At 66.4% G+C, this 14,150-nt stretch carries 11 protein-coding genes and 1 pseudogene; 3 read left to right on the top strand and 9 right to left on the bottom strand.

From position 1 onward, the window contains the following. Nucleotides 1–44: 44 nt before the first annotated feature. Together metF and R1H25_RS07020 are read left to right on the top strand one after the other, a co-directional pair. Nucleotides 45–872: a methylenetetrahydrofolate reductase [NAD(P)H] gene (gene metF / locus R1H25_RS07025; protein ID WP_317223153.1), complete on the top strand. Its 828-nt coding sequence runs from the start codon at nt 45–47 to the stop codon at nt 870–872. A gap of 40 nt (nt 873–912) precedes the next feature. Next, nucleotides 913–1,494, top strand: a complete 582-nt coding sequence (locus R1H25_RS07020) for a DUF4124 domain-containing protein (RefSeq protein WP_208043847.1) — start codon at nt 913–915, stop codon at nt 1,492–1,494. Between the two features lie 44 nt (nt 1,495–1,538). Here the strand turns inward: R1H25_RS07020 and R1H25_RS07015 are convergent, their stop codons facing one another. The 3 genes from R1H25_RS07015 to R1H25_RS07005 all read right to left on the bottom strand — a co-directional run bounded on the left by R1H25_RS07015 (nt 1,539) and on the right by R1H25_RS07005 (nt 6,509). Beyond that, entirely contained in the window at nt 1,539–2,495 is a 957-nt protein-coding gene (locus R1H25_RS07015; RefSeq protein WP_107379119.1) for a Nudix family hydrolase, read from the bottom strand. 101 nt (nt 2,496–2,596) lie between these two features. After that, nucleotides 2,597–5,329 carry a preprotein translocase subunit SecA gene (gene secA, locus R1H25_RS07010; protein ID WP_057501039.1) on the bottom strand — a complete coding sequence of 911 codons (2,733 nt, stop codon included), beginning with the start codon at nt 5,327–5,329 and terminating at the stop codon, nt 2,597–2,599. 223 nt (nt 5,330–5,552) lie between these two features. Beyond that, a complete protein-coding gene (locus R1H25_RS07005; RefSeq protein WP_057501038.1) occupies nt 5,553–6,509 on the bottom strand; it encodes a M23 family metallopeptidase in 957 nt (318 codons plus the stop codon). 12 nt (nt 6,510–6,521) lie between these two features. Here R1H25_RS07005 and R1H25_RS07000 point away from each other — a divergent pair, with 12 nt between their 5' ends. After that, a complete protein-coding gene (locus tag R1H25_RS07000) occupies nt 6,522–6,971 on the top strand; it encodes a DUF721 domain-containing protein (RefSeq protein WP_005408086.1) in 450 nt (149 codons plus the stop codon). Nucleotides 6,972–7,253: 282 nt separating this feature from the next. On the opposite strand, the gene lpxC is transcribed toward R1H25_RS07000, so the two are convergent. The 6 genes and pseudogenes from lpxC to murC all read right to left on the bottom strand — a co-directional run bounded on the left by lpxC (nt 7,254) and on the right by murC (nt 14,129). Continuing rightward, nucleotides 7,254–8,165, bottom strand: coding sequence for a UDP-3-O-acyl-N-acetylglucosamine deacetylase (gene lpxC / locus R1H25_RS06995; RefSeq protein WP_049448929.1), 912 nt, complete (start codon nt 8,163–8,165; stop codon nt 7,254–7,256). A 193-nt stretch (nt 8,166–8,358) separates the two neighbouring features. Beyond that, nucleotides 8,359–9,594, bottom strand: a complete 1,236-nt coding sequence (ftsZ, locus tag R1H25_RS06990; RefSeq protein WP_049448927.1) for a cell division protein FtsZ — start codon at nt 9,592–9,594, stop codon at nt 8,359–8,361. Between the two features lie 161 nt (nt 9,595–9,755). Further along, nucleotides 9,756–10,991 (bottom strand): cell division protein FtsA, encoded by a 1,236-nt coding sequence (gene ftsA / locus R1H25_RS06985; RefSeq protein ID WP_005408083.1) that lies wholly within the window; start codon nt 10,989–10,991, stop codon nt 9,756–9,758. A 68-nt stretch (nt 10,992–11,059) separates the two neighbouring features. Next, nucleotides 11,060–11,737, bottom strand: a pseudogene (locus R1H25_RS06980) (cell division protein FtsQ/DivIB); the annotation flags it as partial. After that, nucleotides 11,734–12,696, bottom strand: a complete 963-nt coding sequence (locus R1H25_RS06975) for a D-alanine--D-alanine ligase (RefSeq protein WP_317223152.1) — start codon at nt 12,694–12,696, stop codon at nt 11,734–11,736. The gene R1H25_RS06975 and the pseudogene R1H25_RS06980, both read right to left, overlap by 4 nt. Continuing rightward, nucleotides 12,693–14,129 (bottom strand): UDP-N-acetylmuramate--L-alanine ligase, encoded by a 1,437-nt coding sequence (murC, locus tag R1H25_RS06970; RefSeq protein ID WP_317223151.1) that lies wholly within the window; start codon nt 14,127–14,129, stop codon nt 12,693–12,695. The genes R1H25_RS06975 and murC overlap by 4 nt, the downstream gene beginning before the upstream one ends. Nucleotides 14,130–14,150 lie beyond the last annotated feature (21 nt).

The following is a 14,150-nucleotide window of genomic DNA, read 5'->3' as shown; positions in this document are numbered from 1 at the left end:
ATGAAGCGATATACTGATCCGCACCCGCCGCTGCCGCCCGTGCCATGACCGCCATCAGCTTCGAGTTCTATCCGCCCAAGACCGACGAACAGCGCAGCCAGCTGGACCGCGCCGCGGCAAAGCTGAAGGACTACGATCCCCAGTACGTGTCGTGTACCTTCGGTGCCGGTGGCTCGACCCTGAGCTATACCTCCGAAACCGTGCGCCACCTCAACCAGCACCATGGATTCGATGCAGCACCGCACCTGTCCTGCGTCGGCGGCACCCGTCAGGAAATCCGCGAGCTGCTCAAGCTGTACCGCGCCATCGGTTGCCGCCGCCTGGTCGCGCTGCGCGGCGATCTACCGTCGGGCATGGGCTTTCCCGGCGACATGCGCTACGCCGCCGAACTGATCGACTTCATCCGTGCCGAGCACGGCGATGCGTTCCACATCGAAGTGGGCGCGTACCCCGAAACGCATCCGCAGGCCGCTGACGCACTGGCCGACCTGAAGCACTTCAAGGCCAAGATCGATGCCGGTGCCGATGCGGCGATCACCCAGTACTTCTTCAACCCGGATGCCTACTTCCACTTCGTCGATGAAGTGCGGCGGCTGGGTGTACAGGTGCCGATCACCCCGGGCATCATGCCGATCGCCAATTTCAGCCAGCTGCGCCGCTTTTCCGAACAGTGTGGTGCGGAGATTCCGCGCTGGATCAGCCGCAAGATGCAGGCCTTCGGCGATGATGCGGAGTCGGTGCGTGCATTCGGCACCGAAGTGGTGGCCCGGCTGTGCCAGCGCCTGATCGAGGGCGGCGCACCCGGCCTGCACTTCTACACCCTGAACCTGGCCAAGCCGACCACCTCGGTGCTGAAGCTGCTGCAGGGCTGAGAGCACGGCGCGCAAGCGTGATCGGCGCTACCCTGCGGGGATGACCCGGCTTTCCTTCCTGCTGCTGCTGCCGCTGTGCGTGCTGTCGAGCGTCGCCCACGCACAGTCCACCCGCCTGAACCGCTGCACCGATGCGCGGGGCCAGAGCGTTTATACCGATCGTCCCTGCGACAGCCTGGGTGCGCAGTCGCGGCTGCCACCGCCTGCGCCCACCGGCAATACCCTGCAGCGCGACACCCTGGGGGCACGCTGCCCGCGGCGGCTCAGCGAACTGGTGGATGCGCTGCGCGTCGGCATCGTCAGCAACGATGTGAACCGACTGTCCTCGCTGTACCTGTGGGGCGCGGTCTCCGATGCGGGCGCGCAGCGCATCCTCGGCCAGTTGGAATCGTTGGCGCGGCGGCCATGGGTGGACGTAGTGCCGGTGTACCCCTCGCAGGCGCTGCCGCAATCGCAGGAGGAGGGTCAGAGCCCTGCTGCGCAGGGGTCCGACCCTGAGCCGCCGGCCGTTCGCCATCCGGTCGGACTCCGCCTGGAGCAGACGTTGCCGGGCAGCGCAGCGCGCGCTTCGACGGTGCTGGGATTGCGGCGGCAGTACGGGTGTTTCTGGATCACGTTGTGATCGGTAGGGTCAGAGCCCCGCGTTGCGATGATCTGACCCTGACATCACGCCGGCCACAGCGCGCGAATGGCGGCGATGCCCTGCCCACCATGGCGACGCGCCTCACTAATGTGGCCACTGCCCATGCCACCCAGCGCGTAGATCGGCAGTGACACCTGCGCACGCAGCTCGGCGAAGGCATCCCAGCCCAGCGGCACCGCATCCGGATGGCTGGCCGTGGCCTGCACCGGACCCAGCACGGCGAAGTCGCAGCCCAACTGCTGTGCGGCCTGCAGCTGCTGCAGGTCGTGGCAGGAGGCGGCCACCAGCTGGCCTTCGGGCAGCGGACGCTGCGACAGCTCCAGCAGCTGTTCGCTGCCCAGATGCACGCCCACGCCCAATGCGCGTGCCAGCTCGATATCGCGGTTGAGCAACCACTGCACCCCGCTGCGACGATGCGCGCGCACGGCCTGTTCGACCATCGCCTGCCGTTGCGGATGCGCCGTCGGCAAGCGCAGCTGGATGCGCTGCTGGCCCGCGGCCACAGCGCGCTGCAGCTGTTCATGCCAATGCTGCATGCCGCCCTCATCATCCGCTGGCGCCGGGGTGATCAGGTAGCTGTCAGGCTGGCGCAGGGCGGCCACCACCGGCAGGTCTGCCGGTGGCATTGAATAGCGGCCCAGCTTGTCCGGCGCCACCCAGGTAATGGCCTGGCCCTCCCGCCCACGCGGTGTCCCCTTCCAGCTGCGCACGTGGCGCACTTCCAGGGTCAGATGCTTGTCCGGATAGCGCTGCGGCACATCCATCAGCCACTCGCCGACATCGGCCTCGATGCCCAGTTCCTCGCGCAGCTCACGCACCAGCGCCTGTTCGGAGGTCTCGCCGGATTCACGCTTGCCGCCGGGGAATTCCCACAGGCCGGCCATGTCGCGGTTCTCGGTACGGCGGTTGAGCAGCACGCGGCCACGGGCGTCGGTGATGACGGCGGCCACAACGTGGATCGATCGGGTGGGGGAAGGCATAGGGGAAGCATGCCCAGAACAGGGCGACTGGCGCAATCACGGATCCGGTGCAGCTCCGCCGCCATAAACGAAAAGCCCCGCTTTCGCGGGGCTCTTCGGGGTCAGCTCAGCTGGCCGTGGCAGTGCTTGTACTTCTTGCCACTGCCGCACGGGCACGGATCGTTGCGGCCGATCTTCGGCTCGTCGCGCTGCATCTGCGCCACGCCCTGCTGGGCAGCCTGCACCTGCGCGGCTTCCTCGTCGGCGCTGTAGCCGCCCACATCCTGGTGCTGGAACTGCGACTGGCTCAGGCGGGCTTCGGCCTGCTGGCGTTCGGCCGCTTCCAGCGCCTGCACTTCCTCGTCGCTGCGGATGCGCACGCGCGACAGCAGGGTCACCACTTCGCGCTTGACGTTCTCCAGCATGTCCGAGAACAGTTCGAAGGCTTCCTTCTTGTATTCCTGCTTGGGCTGCTTCTGCGCGTAACCACGCAGGTAGATGCCCTGGCGCAGGTAATCCATGCGCGCCAGGTGCTCCTTCCAGCTCTGGTCCAGCACGGTCAGCATCACGTGCTTCTCCAGCGCGCGCATGGTCTCTTCGCCCACGCCGGCTTCCTTCTCGGCGAAGTGCTGGTTGACGCGTTCCTGCACCTTGGCAGCAATCGCCTCGGCGTCCAGTTCCTCGTGTTCCTTGACCAGGTCGGTCAGCGACATCTGCAGGCCGAAGTCCGACTCCAGGGTCGCTTCCAGACCACGCAGGTCCCACTGCTCGTCGATCGAGTTCGGCGGCACGAAGCGGGCCACCACGTCGAAGATCACGTCGTCGCGGATGCCGTCGACGTTGTCCTTCACCGACTCGGCGTCCAGCAGTTCGTCGCGCTGGGCGTAGATCACCTTGCGCTGGTCGTTGTTGACGTCGTCGAAGTCCAGCAGGTTCTTGCGGATGTCGAAGTTGTGGGCCTCGACCTTGCGCTGCGCCTTCTCGATCTGGCGGCTGACCAGACGATCTTCGATGACGTCGTCTTCCTTCATGCCCATCATGCGCATGGCCTTCTGCACCCAGTCGGAGGCGAAGATGCGCATCAGGTTGTCTTCCAGCGACAGGTAGAAGCGGGACGAACCCGGGTCACCCTGGCGGCCCGAACGGCCACGCAGCTGGTTGTCGATACGGCGCGATTCATGGCGCTCGGTGCCGACGATGTGCAGGCCACCTGCAGCCTTGACGGCCTCATGGCGCTTCTGCCATTCGGCCTTGACCGCGGCCTTCTGCTCGTCGGTGGCGCCTTCGCCCAGCTCGTGGATTTCCGCTTCCAGCGAACCGCCCAGCACGATGTCGGTACCACGACCGGCCATGTTGGTGGCGATGGTGACCGCGGCCGGACGGCCGGCATTGGCGACGATGGTGGCTTCGCGGTCATGCTGCTTGGCGTTGAGCACTTCGTGCTTCACGCCCGCCTTGCGCAGGTGCTCGGACAGCATTTCCGAGGTTTCGATGGAGGTGGTACCCACCAGCACCGGCTGGCCACGCTTGGCGCACTCTTCGATGTCGGCCAGCACCGCATTGAACTTGCCCTTGCGGTTGAGGAACACCTGGTCCGGGCTGTCCTTGCGGATGGTCGGGCGGTTGGTCGGAATCACCACCACTTCCAGGCCGTAGATGCTCTGGAACTCGAAGGCTTCGGTATCGGCCGTACCGGTCATGCCGGACAGCTTCTTGTACATGCGGAACAGATTCTGGAAGGTGATGCTCGCCAGCGTCTGGTTCTCGCGCTGGACCGGCACGCCTTCCTTTGCTTCCACGGCCTGGTGCAGGCCATCGGACCAACGACGGCCGGACAGGGTGCGGCCGGTGAACTCATCGACGATGACCACTTCGCCGTCGCGCACGATGTAGTCCACGTCACGCTGGTAGATCGCGTGCGCGCGCAGCGCGGCGTTGAGGTGGTGGACCACCGTCAGGTTCTGCGGTGCGTACAGGCCTTCGGTCTCGCCGTCGAGGATGCCGGCCTCGACCAGCAGCTGCTCGGCATGCTCCATGCCCGCTTCGGACAGGTGCACCTGCTTGCCCTTCTCGTCGACCCAGAAGTCGCCTTCGCCGTCTTCCACTTCCTGCTTGACCAGGTTCGGCACGACGCGGTTGACGCGGATGTACAGCTCCGGGGAATCATCGGCCGGGCCGGAGATGATCAGCGGGGTACGCGCTTCGTCGATCAGGATGGAGTCGACTTCGTCGACGATGGCGTAGTGCAGGCCGCGCTGGTAGCGGTCGGCCTTGGACAGCGCCATGTTGTCGCGCAGGTAGTCGAAACCGAATTCGTTGTTGGTACCGTAGGTGATGTCCGAGGCATAGGCTTCGCGCTTGTCGCTGTGCGGCATGCCCGGGTAGACCACGCCCACGCTCAGGCCCAGCCAGTTGTACAGCTTGCCCATCTGCGCGGCGTCGCGGCGCGCCAGGTAGTCGTTCACGGTGACCACGTGCACGCCCTTGCCTTCCAGCGCGTTGAGGTACACCGGCAGGGTCGCCACCAGGGTCTTGCCTTCACCGGTGCGCATTTCTGCGATCTTGCCCAGGTGAAGCACCATGCCGCCGATCAGCTGCACGTCGTAATGGCGCATGCCCAGCACGCGGCGACCGGCCTCGCGGCAGACCGCGAACGCTTCCGGCAGCACCTTGTCCAGGGCTTCACCATCGGCGATGCGCTGCTTGAACTCCGGCGTCTTGGCCTGAAGCTGCTCGTCGGAAAGCTTCTCGATCTCCGGCTCCAGCGCATTGATCTTGGCGACGATGCGGTTGAGCTGGCGCAGCTGTCGTTCGTTACGACTGCCAAATACGCGGGTAAGCAGGCTGTTGATCATTGAAGGAACCGGGTTGGATGGACACGACGCCCGGCCTCCCCCTTGGGATCCGTCCGCCGCAAACGAAACAGGGCGCCTGGCGCCCTGTCGATGGCAACACCCATTGTAGCTTGGGACGGCCCGCTGAGGTTTCAACCCCGAGGGGTAGTGCCGGCCGCTGGCCGGAGCTTGGTTCGGGAACCTCAAGGAATTGCCGGCCAGCGGCCGGCACTACCAGAACGGATCAGCCGCGGCTGACGCGGCCGACCGGCGTGTTGCCGCCGTCGCCGAGGAACTTGCGCGGGTTGACCACGTTGCCGTTCTCCCACACCTCGAAGTGCACGTGGGCGCCGGTCGAACGACCGGTGGAACCGGCCTTGGCCACTTCCTGCCCGGCACGGACCAGGTCGCCGACCTTCACCACCAGGCGCGAATTGTGCGCGTAGCGGGTGACGTAGCCATTACCGTGGTCGACATCTACCACGTTGCCGTAGCCGCCCTTCACACCGGCGAAGCTGACCACACCCTCGGCCACGGCCATCACCGGGTCACCGACCTTGGCGTGGAAGTCCATGCCCTTGTGGGTGGCGGCACCGCGGCCGAACGGGTCGGCACGGGTGCCGAAGCCGGAGGTCACATAGCTGTTGCGGATCGGCATGCGCGAGGGCACTGCGTTCTGCTGCAGCTGGTGGTCGAACATCAGCGATTCCATTACCGACAGCTGGCGGCCTGAAGCAGCGAAGCGCTGCTCCAGCACCTGTAAGTCGGCGTTGACGTCCTTGACCGGGATGTCGCTGGTCGGGCCGCCGGCGTCACCGTCACCGAGACCGGGGGTCTCGTTGAAGTCGAACTCGCCGTCTTCCAGCTTGCCCATCTGGGTCAGCCGTTCGCCGAGGGCGTTGAGGCGGGTGGCCTGGGCCTGCAGCTCGCCGAGGCGGGCCGCCAGCGCGTTGACCTGGGTCTGCGCATCGCGCTTGACCTTGGCCAGCTCCGCATCCTGGCGCTCGACCTTGGCCTGCAGCCGGGAATCATTCAGCGCGCTGGCGCCAATGCCGCCAGCAAGGCCGATAATGCAGCCTACCCCGAGCACGCTGCCCAGCAGGGCGCGGGGGCGGTCCTCGAAATAGAACCGCAAACGCGCGATGGGCGACGCCTTGGCCTGTCCTTCACGCGTTTTGATTACGATCTTTTTGAATGCCATCAGTGAGTTTTCATGTCTGAGCCGAAATCCAGCGTTCGCCCCGCGTCAGTGCCGAAGCCGGCGCTGGATGCGGTGATGGCGGACAAAAGCGGGAACCCGCTGCGGCGTGCCTTGTGGCTCGACGCGCTGGACCGTCAGTTGCGCCCCCAGTTGCCGCCACCTCTGCGCAGCCGTTGCCGGTTGGCCAATGTGGACGGGGAACACCTCGTTTTTCTCGTCGAGTCCCCGGTCTGGCATGCCAAGTTGCGGCTTGCCGAAGCCCAGTTGCTCGACGCGGCCCGTTCCATCGGGCTGAAGGCCACCAGGGTGACCATCAAGACTGCGTCTCCCACTCCCACGCGCTCCCCAGCGCTCGACAACCGGAATGGACCCCACGCAGTTTCAGCCGCCACGCACAAAGGGCTACGCGACGCCTTGGCTTGCCTGCAGGACGTTCCTTCGAAGCCGAAGAAGCGGTCCTGACGACAACGGAGCATCCGGCTCCGCTCCCCGTCGCGCGTGTCACCACGGCGTGAAACATTTCGGGGGCCGGGTCGCATCCTAGCTGCCATCCGGGGGCCTGTCGTTAGATTGTTGTTAAAACTGCGTTAAATTCAGGCTTCAGATCCAACAGGTTCACAAAACCGTGACCTCGAACCGGCCTTGACGCGCGTCAAGCATGCTGAATGCGCCGAACACGCCTGAAACGACAACGCCGCCCTGGAAGGCGGCGTTTTTGTCTTTCAATTCAACGGCCTGCAGAAATCAGGCGTAGGCCGGAGTAGCGTATTCCACCGGGTCCGGCGTCGCCGGCGAGTCGAAGCTGACCCATTCCCAGGCAGTGGCGTCGGCCATCAGCGCCCGCACCAGCTTGTTGTTGAGGGCGTGACCGGACTTGAAGCCTTCGTAGGCACCCAGCACCTGGCCACCGGCCAGATAGAGGTCGCCGATCGCATCGAGGATCTTGTGGCGCACGAATTCGTCGGCGTAGCGCAGGCCGTCTTCGTTGAGCACGCGGAACTCGTCCAGCACGATGGCGTTGTCCATCGAACCGCCCAGGCCCAGATTGCGCTCGCGCATGTATTCCAGGTCGCGCATGAAACCGAAGGTGCGCGCGCGGGAGATTTCCTTGGTGTAGGCCAGCGTCGAGAACTCGATTTCCTGGCGCGACTGCTTGGCCGGGATCATCGGGTGATCGAACTGGATGGTGAAGCCCAGCTTGTAGCCCTCGTACGGGGTGAAGCGGGCCACCTTGTCGCCCTCGGTCACTTCCACGGTCTTCAGCACGCGGATGAAGCGCTTGGGCGCCTCCTGTTCCACGATGCCCGCCGACTGCAGCAGGAACACGAACGGGCCGGCCGAACCGTCCATGATCGGCAGCTCGGCCGAGGACAGTTCGACGATGATGTTGTCCACACCCAGGCCGGCCAGCGCCGACATCAGGTGTTCGACGGTCTGGATCTTGGCGTCGTTGCAGGTCAGGCCGGTGCACAGGGTCACTTCGGTGACCAGCTCGGCCTTGGCCGGCACTTCCACCACCGGGTCCAGGTCCACGCGGCGGAACACGATGCCATGGTTGACCGGTGCCGGGCGCAGGGTCATGTAGACCTTGTCACCGCTGTGCAGGCCAACGCCGGTGGCGCGGATCGTGTTCTTGAGGGTGCGTTGCTGGATCATGGGGGATGGACCGGAAGTGACACATTAGATTAACACGCACGGTCCCCTACCCCGACTGAAACGCCGGCAGGACACACCGGCGCGCCGGTAGGACGCGCGTGAAGCAGGGCGGCCGGGCCCATCCTGGCCCGGCGCCCGCGTTTTCAGGACATGGTGGCGCAACCCGGGGAGGACAAGCCCCGGGCAGCCCCGCTCAGTCCGCCTGGCGGCGCAGGAAGGCCGGGATGTCCAGGTAATCGTTCGGCAGTTCCGCTGCAGCCGGGGCCGAAGCGGCCGGGGCCGACGGGGTGGAGGCTGCCGCGGTGTCGCTGCTGGCACGACGCAGGCCCAGGCCCATCCCGCCAACAGCCTTGGACACGGCGTCGCCGCCATTGTCGAACTCGCCGAACTCCGGCTGGCCGGTGGTGGCGTTGCGGACCAGCTTGATCGGCGCGCGCTCGCCCGGACGCTGGGTCTTGCTGGCCGAGATGCGGTTCAGGCCGGTGGCGACCACCGTCACGCGCACTTCGTCCTGCATGTCCGGGTCCAGCACGGTACCCACCACCACGGTGGCGTCTTCGGAAGCGAAGCCGTCGATGGTACGGCCGATCTCGTCGAACTCGGCCATGGTGAAGTCGGCGCCGGCGGTGATGTTGACCAGGATGCCGTTGGCACCGGCCAGGTTCACGTCGTCCAGCAGCGGGTTCTGGATCGCCGACTCGGCAGCGGCCTGCGCGCGGTCATCGCCGCGGGCGGTACCGGTGCCCATCATCGCCAGGCCCATTTCGGACATGACGGTGCGCACGTCGGCGAAGTCGACGTTGATCAGGCCCGGACGCACGATCAGGTCGGCAATGCCCTGCACGGCGCCCTGCAGCACGTCGTTGGCGGCACGGAAGGCCTGGATCATGGTCGCGTTGCGACCCAGCACGGTGATCAGCTTCTCGTTCGGGATGGTGATCAGCGAGTCGCAGTGCTGGCTCAGTTCCTCGATGCCCTTCAGCGCGACCTGCATGCGGCGACGGCCTTCGAACGGGAACGGCTTGGTGACCACGGCCACGGTCAGGATGCCCATTTCCTTGGCCAGCTGTGCCACCACCGGCGCAGCGCCGGTACCGGTGCCACCGCCCATGCCAGCGGTGATGAACACCATGTCCGCGCCCTGCAGGGCGTCCATGATGCGCTCACGGTCTTCCAGCGCGGCCTGGCGGCCGACTTCCGGGTTCGCGCCTGCGCCCAGGCCCTTGGTCACGTTGGTACCCAGCTGCAGCTGCAGCTTGGCACCACAATTCTTGATGGCCTGCGAGTCGGTGTTGGCAGTGATGAATTCCACGCCATCCACCGCCGAGTTGACCATGTGCGCCACGGCATTGCCGCCGCCGCCGCCCACGCCAACAACCTTGATCACCGCATTGGGTGCCATCTTTTCGATCAGTTCAAAATGCGCCATGTCCGTGTCCTCGTTGTATCCGCTTTCGATTGCATGGGCATTCGGGCGTCCTGCCTTCGTGCTGCATGCCGTCGTTGCGGCTGTGTGGGTTATGTGTTGCCGGTGTTGCGTCGTGTTGCCGGTGTTGCAACCGGGCGAGCCCGGGTAGTGCAGGTTCCGCGTCAGAACTCGCCGCGGAACCAGGTCTTGAGTTTCTTGAACATGCTTCCAGCGCGCCCGGTCGGCAGCGACGGCCGCCGCGGGTGCTCGATCTGGCTGCCCATCAGCAGCAGGCCCACGCCGGTGGCATGCACCGGGTTGCCGACCACCTCGCCCAGGCCGGTGACGTGCTGCGGGATGCCCACGCGCACCGGCATCTGCAGCATTTCCTCGGCCAGTTCGACCACGCCTTCCATCTTCGAAGCGCCACCGGTCAGCACCATGCCGGCGCGTACCAGTTCCTCGAAGCCGGAGCGGCGCAGTTCGGCCTGCACCATCTCGAAGATTTCCTCGTAGCGGCCCTGCACCGCCTGCGCCAGCGAATGGCGCGGCATGCGGCGCGGCGGGCGGTCGCCCACCGACGGCACCTGGATGCTTTCCTCGGCAGTGGCCAGCTGGGCCAGCGCGCAGGCATAGCGCACCTTGATCTGCTCGGCTTCCGGAGTCGGCGTGCGCAGCATGTGCGCGATGTCGTTGGTGACGTGGTCGCCGGCGATCGGCAGCGAAGCCGTGTGGCAGATCGCACCCTGCACGAATACGGCAATGTCGGTGGTGCCAGCGCCCATGTCGACCAGCACCACGCCCAGCTCGCGCTCGTCGGCGGTCAGCACCGCTACGCTGGAGGCCAGCGAGGACAGCACCAGATCGTCCACCTGCAGGCCGCAGCGCTGCACGCACTTGCTGATGTTGGCTGCGGCCGACTGCGCACACACCACCAGGTGGGCGTGCACTTCCAGGCGTACGCCAGTCATGCCGACCGGGTTGCGGATGCCTTCCTGCGAATCGTCCAGAACGTACTCGCGCGGGATCGCGTGCAGGATCTTCTGGTCGGCTGGAATCGCCACCGCCTTGGCCGCGTCCAGCACGCGATCCAGGTCGCCCCAGGTCACTTCACCGTCGCGGATCGGCACGATGCCGGGCGAGTTCTTGCACTGCACGTGGTTGCCGGAGATCGAGGCGTACACCGAGCGGATCTCACAGCCGGCCATCAGCTCGGCTTCTTCCACCGCGCGCTGGATCGACTGCACGGTCGATTCGATGTCCACCACCACGCCGCGCTTCAAACCGCGCGACTCGTGCGAGCCGATGCCGATCACTTCGATCGGGTTGCCCGGCGAATACTCGCCCACCAGCGCCACCACCTTGGAGGTGCCGATATCCAGGCCAACGATCAGCGATTTGTCACCCTTGCGATTCATGTCCTTTCCTGCGTCCTGCTGGCTGGGGTCGCCGGCGTTTTCGCCGGCGTGGCCGGGGTACCCCAGCTCAGCGTGAAACCATTGGTGTAACGGAGGTCGGCGCGCTCGATCGGCGCGTCCTGACGGTTCAACTGCGGCAGCACCTTGACGAAACGCTGCATGCGCGAGCGTGCATCGTCGCGACCCACCACCACTTCAGTGCCGTTGCTCAGCACCAGCGACCAGCTGCCACGGGCATCCATCGTCACCCGGCGCACGTCCACGCCGGCCGGTGCGAACAATGCACGCGAGTCGCTGTACAGCTTCATCACTTCTTCGGTCTGGCTGTCCGGACCATCCAGTTCGGGCAGCGCCAGATCGGCCAGCTTCTTCGGCGTGGGGAACAACTTGCCCTGCTCGGAGACCAGGCGGTCGTTGCCCCAGCGCGCGAACGGTTTGTGCTCGACCAGGGTCACTTCCAGCACGTCCGGCCACTGCTTGCGCACCTGCGCGCTTTCCACCCACGGCAGCTGTTCCAGTGCATCCTGCGCGTCCTGCAGCTTGACCGCGAAGAAGCCCGCGTGCGCGTACGGCAGCAGCACCTGCTGCAGCTGCTCGGCCGGCACCCGCTTGAACTCACCATGCACGCGCAGCTTCGCCAGCGGCCAGCGCTCGGCGCCAACCCAGCCATTGACTACGGCCACCACCGGCAGTGCAACCACCGACAGCGCCAACAGCCAGACGAAGATGCGCAGCACCGCGTTCATGCGTGCGAGGCCTCCAGGGTCTGTTCCAGCACGCGCCACACCAGCTCCTCGAAACCGATGCCGGCCTGGCGGGCCGCCTTGGGCACCAGCGAGTGGCTGGTCATGCCCGGCGCAGTGTTCACTTCCAGCAGGAAGAAATGGCCGCTGTCGCGATCACGCATGACATCCACGCGGCCCCAGCCACGGCAACCGGCGGCACGGAACGCGGCCAGCGCGATGCGGCGGATCTCGTCCTCGGCGGCACCGTCCATGCCCGGGCACAGGTACTGGGTGTCCTCGGCGATGTACTTGGCGTTGTAGTCGTACCACTGGCCCTTGGGCACGATGCGGATCGACGGCAGTGCGACGTCACCAAGGATGGCCACGGTCAGTTCGTCGCCGACCACCATCTGTTCCATCAGCAGCTGGCCGTCGTAGCGCGCTGCCAGCGCCACCGCCTCATCCAGACCGGCGTCGTCGGTCACCCGGCTGATGCCCACGCTGGAACCTTCGTTGGCCGGCTTCACCACCACCGGAAGACCGAGCGTGGCGGCGTTGGCATGCACGTCTTCGGCAGTGACCTTCCGGTACTGCGGGGTCGGCAGGCCCAGCGACAGCCACACCTGCTTGGTGCGGATCTTGTCCATGCTCAGCGCCGAACCCAGCACGTTCGAGCCGGTGTACGGCACGCCGAAGGCGTCCATCAGGCCCTGCACGATGCCGTCCTCACCGCCACCGTTGTGGCCGTGCAGGATGTTGAACACGCGATCGATACCACCGGCGGCCAGCGCCTTGGCCAGCGCCGGGATGCCGTCCACGGCGAACGCATCGACGCCGCGCGACTGCAGGGCTTCGAGCACGTTGCGGCCGGAATCCAGCGACACCTCGCGTTCGCTGGAGGTGCCACCGAGCAGCACGGCGACGCGACCGAACACAGCCGGGTCGGTCACGCGCAGCGGCGGGAAGGTCAGCGCGCTCACGCCTCGCCCTCCCCCTTGAAGCCTTCCACCGCGATGTGGGTGGCTACGGCGCCGATGTCGCCCGCCCCCATCATCAGCAGCAGGTCACCGTCCTGCAGCACATCCGGCAGCACGCTGGCCAGCTCGGCAGCCTTGCCCACCACCACCGGCTCGCTGCGGCCGCGCGCGCGGATGGCGCGGGCCAGCGCATGCGAGTCGGCACCGGCAATCGGTTCTTCGCCGGCCGGGTAGACCTCGCTCAGCACCAGCGCGTCGACGCTGGACAGCACCGCGGCGAACTTGTCGAACTGGTCGCGGGTACGGCTGTAACGGTGCGGCTGGAAGGCCACCACCAGGCGCTTGTCGGCCCAGCCACCACGGGCGGCGGCAAATACCGCCTCCAGCTCGCTCGGGTGATGACCATAGTCATCGATGATGCGCACCTTGGCACCGCTGGCGGTGGTCACTTCGCCCAGATCGTTGAAGCGGCGGCCGACACCGGCGAAGCTTTCCAGCGCACGTGCGATCGCATCCGGTGCCACGCCCAGCTGCCAGCCCACTGCGGCGGCGGCCAGCGCGTTGAGCACGTTGTGCCTGCCCGGCAGGGCCAGCACCACTTCCTGGCTGGTGCCCTGCGGCAGGCGCAGGGTGAAGCGCATGCGCGACCCTTCCTGCACCACGTTCTCGGCGCGCACGTCGGCCTGCGGGCTCATGCCGTAGCTCATCACGTGGCGCGGGGTCTTGGCGGCCAGCGCGGCCACTTCCGGGTCGTCGATGCACAGCACGGCCAGGCCGTAGAACGGCAGGCGCTGCAGGAACTCGGCGAAGGCCGCCTGCACGCGGGCAAAATCGTTGCCGTAGTTCTCCAGATGATCGGCATCGATGTTGGTGATGATCGACATCAGCGGGTTCAGGCGCAGGAAGCTGCCATCGCTTTCGTCGGCCTCGGCCACCAGCCACTGCCCACCGCCCAGCTTGGCGTTGGCGCCGGCTGCCAGCAGCTGGCCACCGATCACGAAGGTCGGGTCCAGGCCACCCTCGCTCAGCACCGCCGCGGTCAGGCTGGTGGTGGTGGTCTTGCCGTGCGTGCCGGCCACCGCAATGCCGCGGCGGAAGCGCATCAGCTCGGCCAGCATCGCCGCACGCGGCATGATCGGAATGCGCTGGCTGCGCGCTTCCATCAGTTCGGGGTTGTCTTCGCGGATGGCGCTGGAGACCACCACGCAGTCGGTGCCCAGCACGTTGGCCGCGGAGTGGCCGCGCATGATGCGCGCCCCCAGGCTGGCCAAGCGGCGGGTAGCCGCATTGTCGGCGTTGTCCGAGCCGGATACTTCATAGCCCAGCGTCAGCATCACTTCGGCGATGCCGCTCATGCCGGTGCCGCCGATGCCGACGAAATGCACGCGCGGGAACGCGCGCACCAGGTCGTTGGTGTCGTGCAGGCGACGGATCATGCGCGGCCTCGCGCAGGGCAG

Origin of the sequence: Stenotrophomonas veracruzanensis, assembly GCF_032911525.1 — a bacterium.
GTDB classification, from domain to species: domain Bacteria; phylum Pseudomonadota; class Gammaproteobacteria; order Xanthomonadales; family Xanthomonadaceae; genus Stenotrophomonas; species Stenotrophomonas africana.
This window is presented reverse-complemented; position numbering and strand designations above follow the sequence as displayed.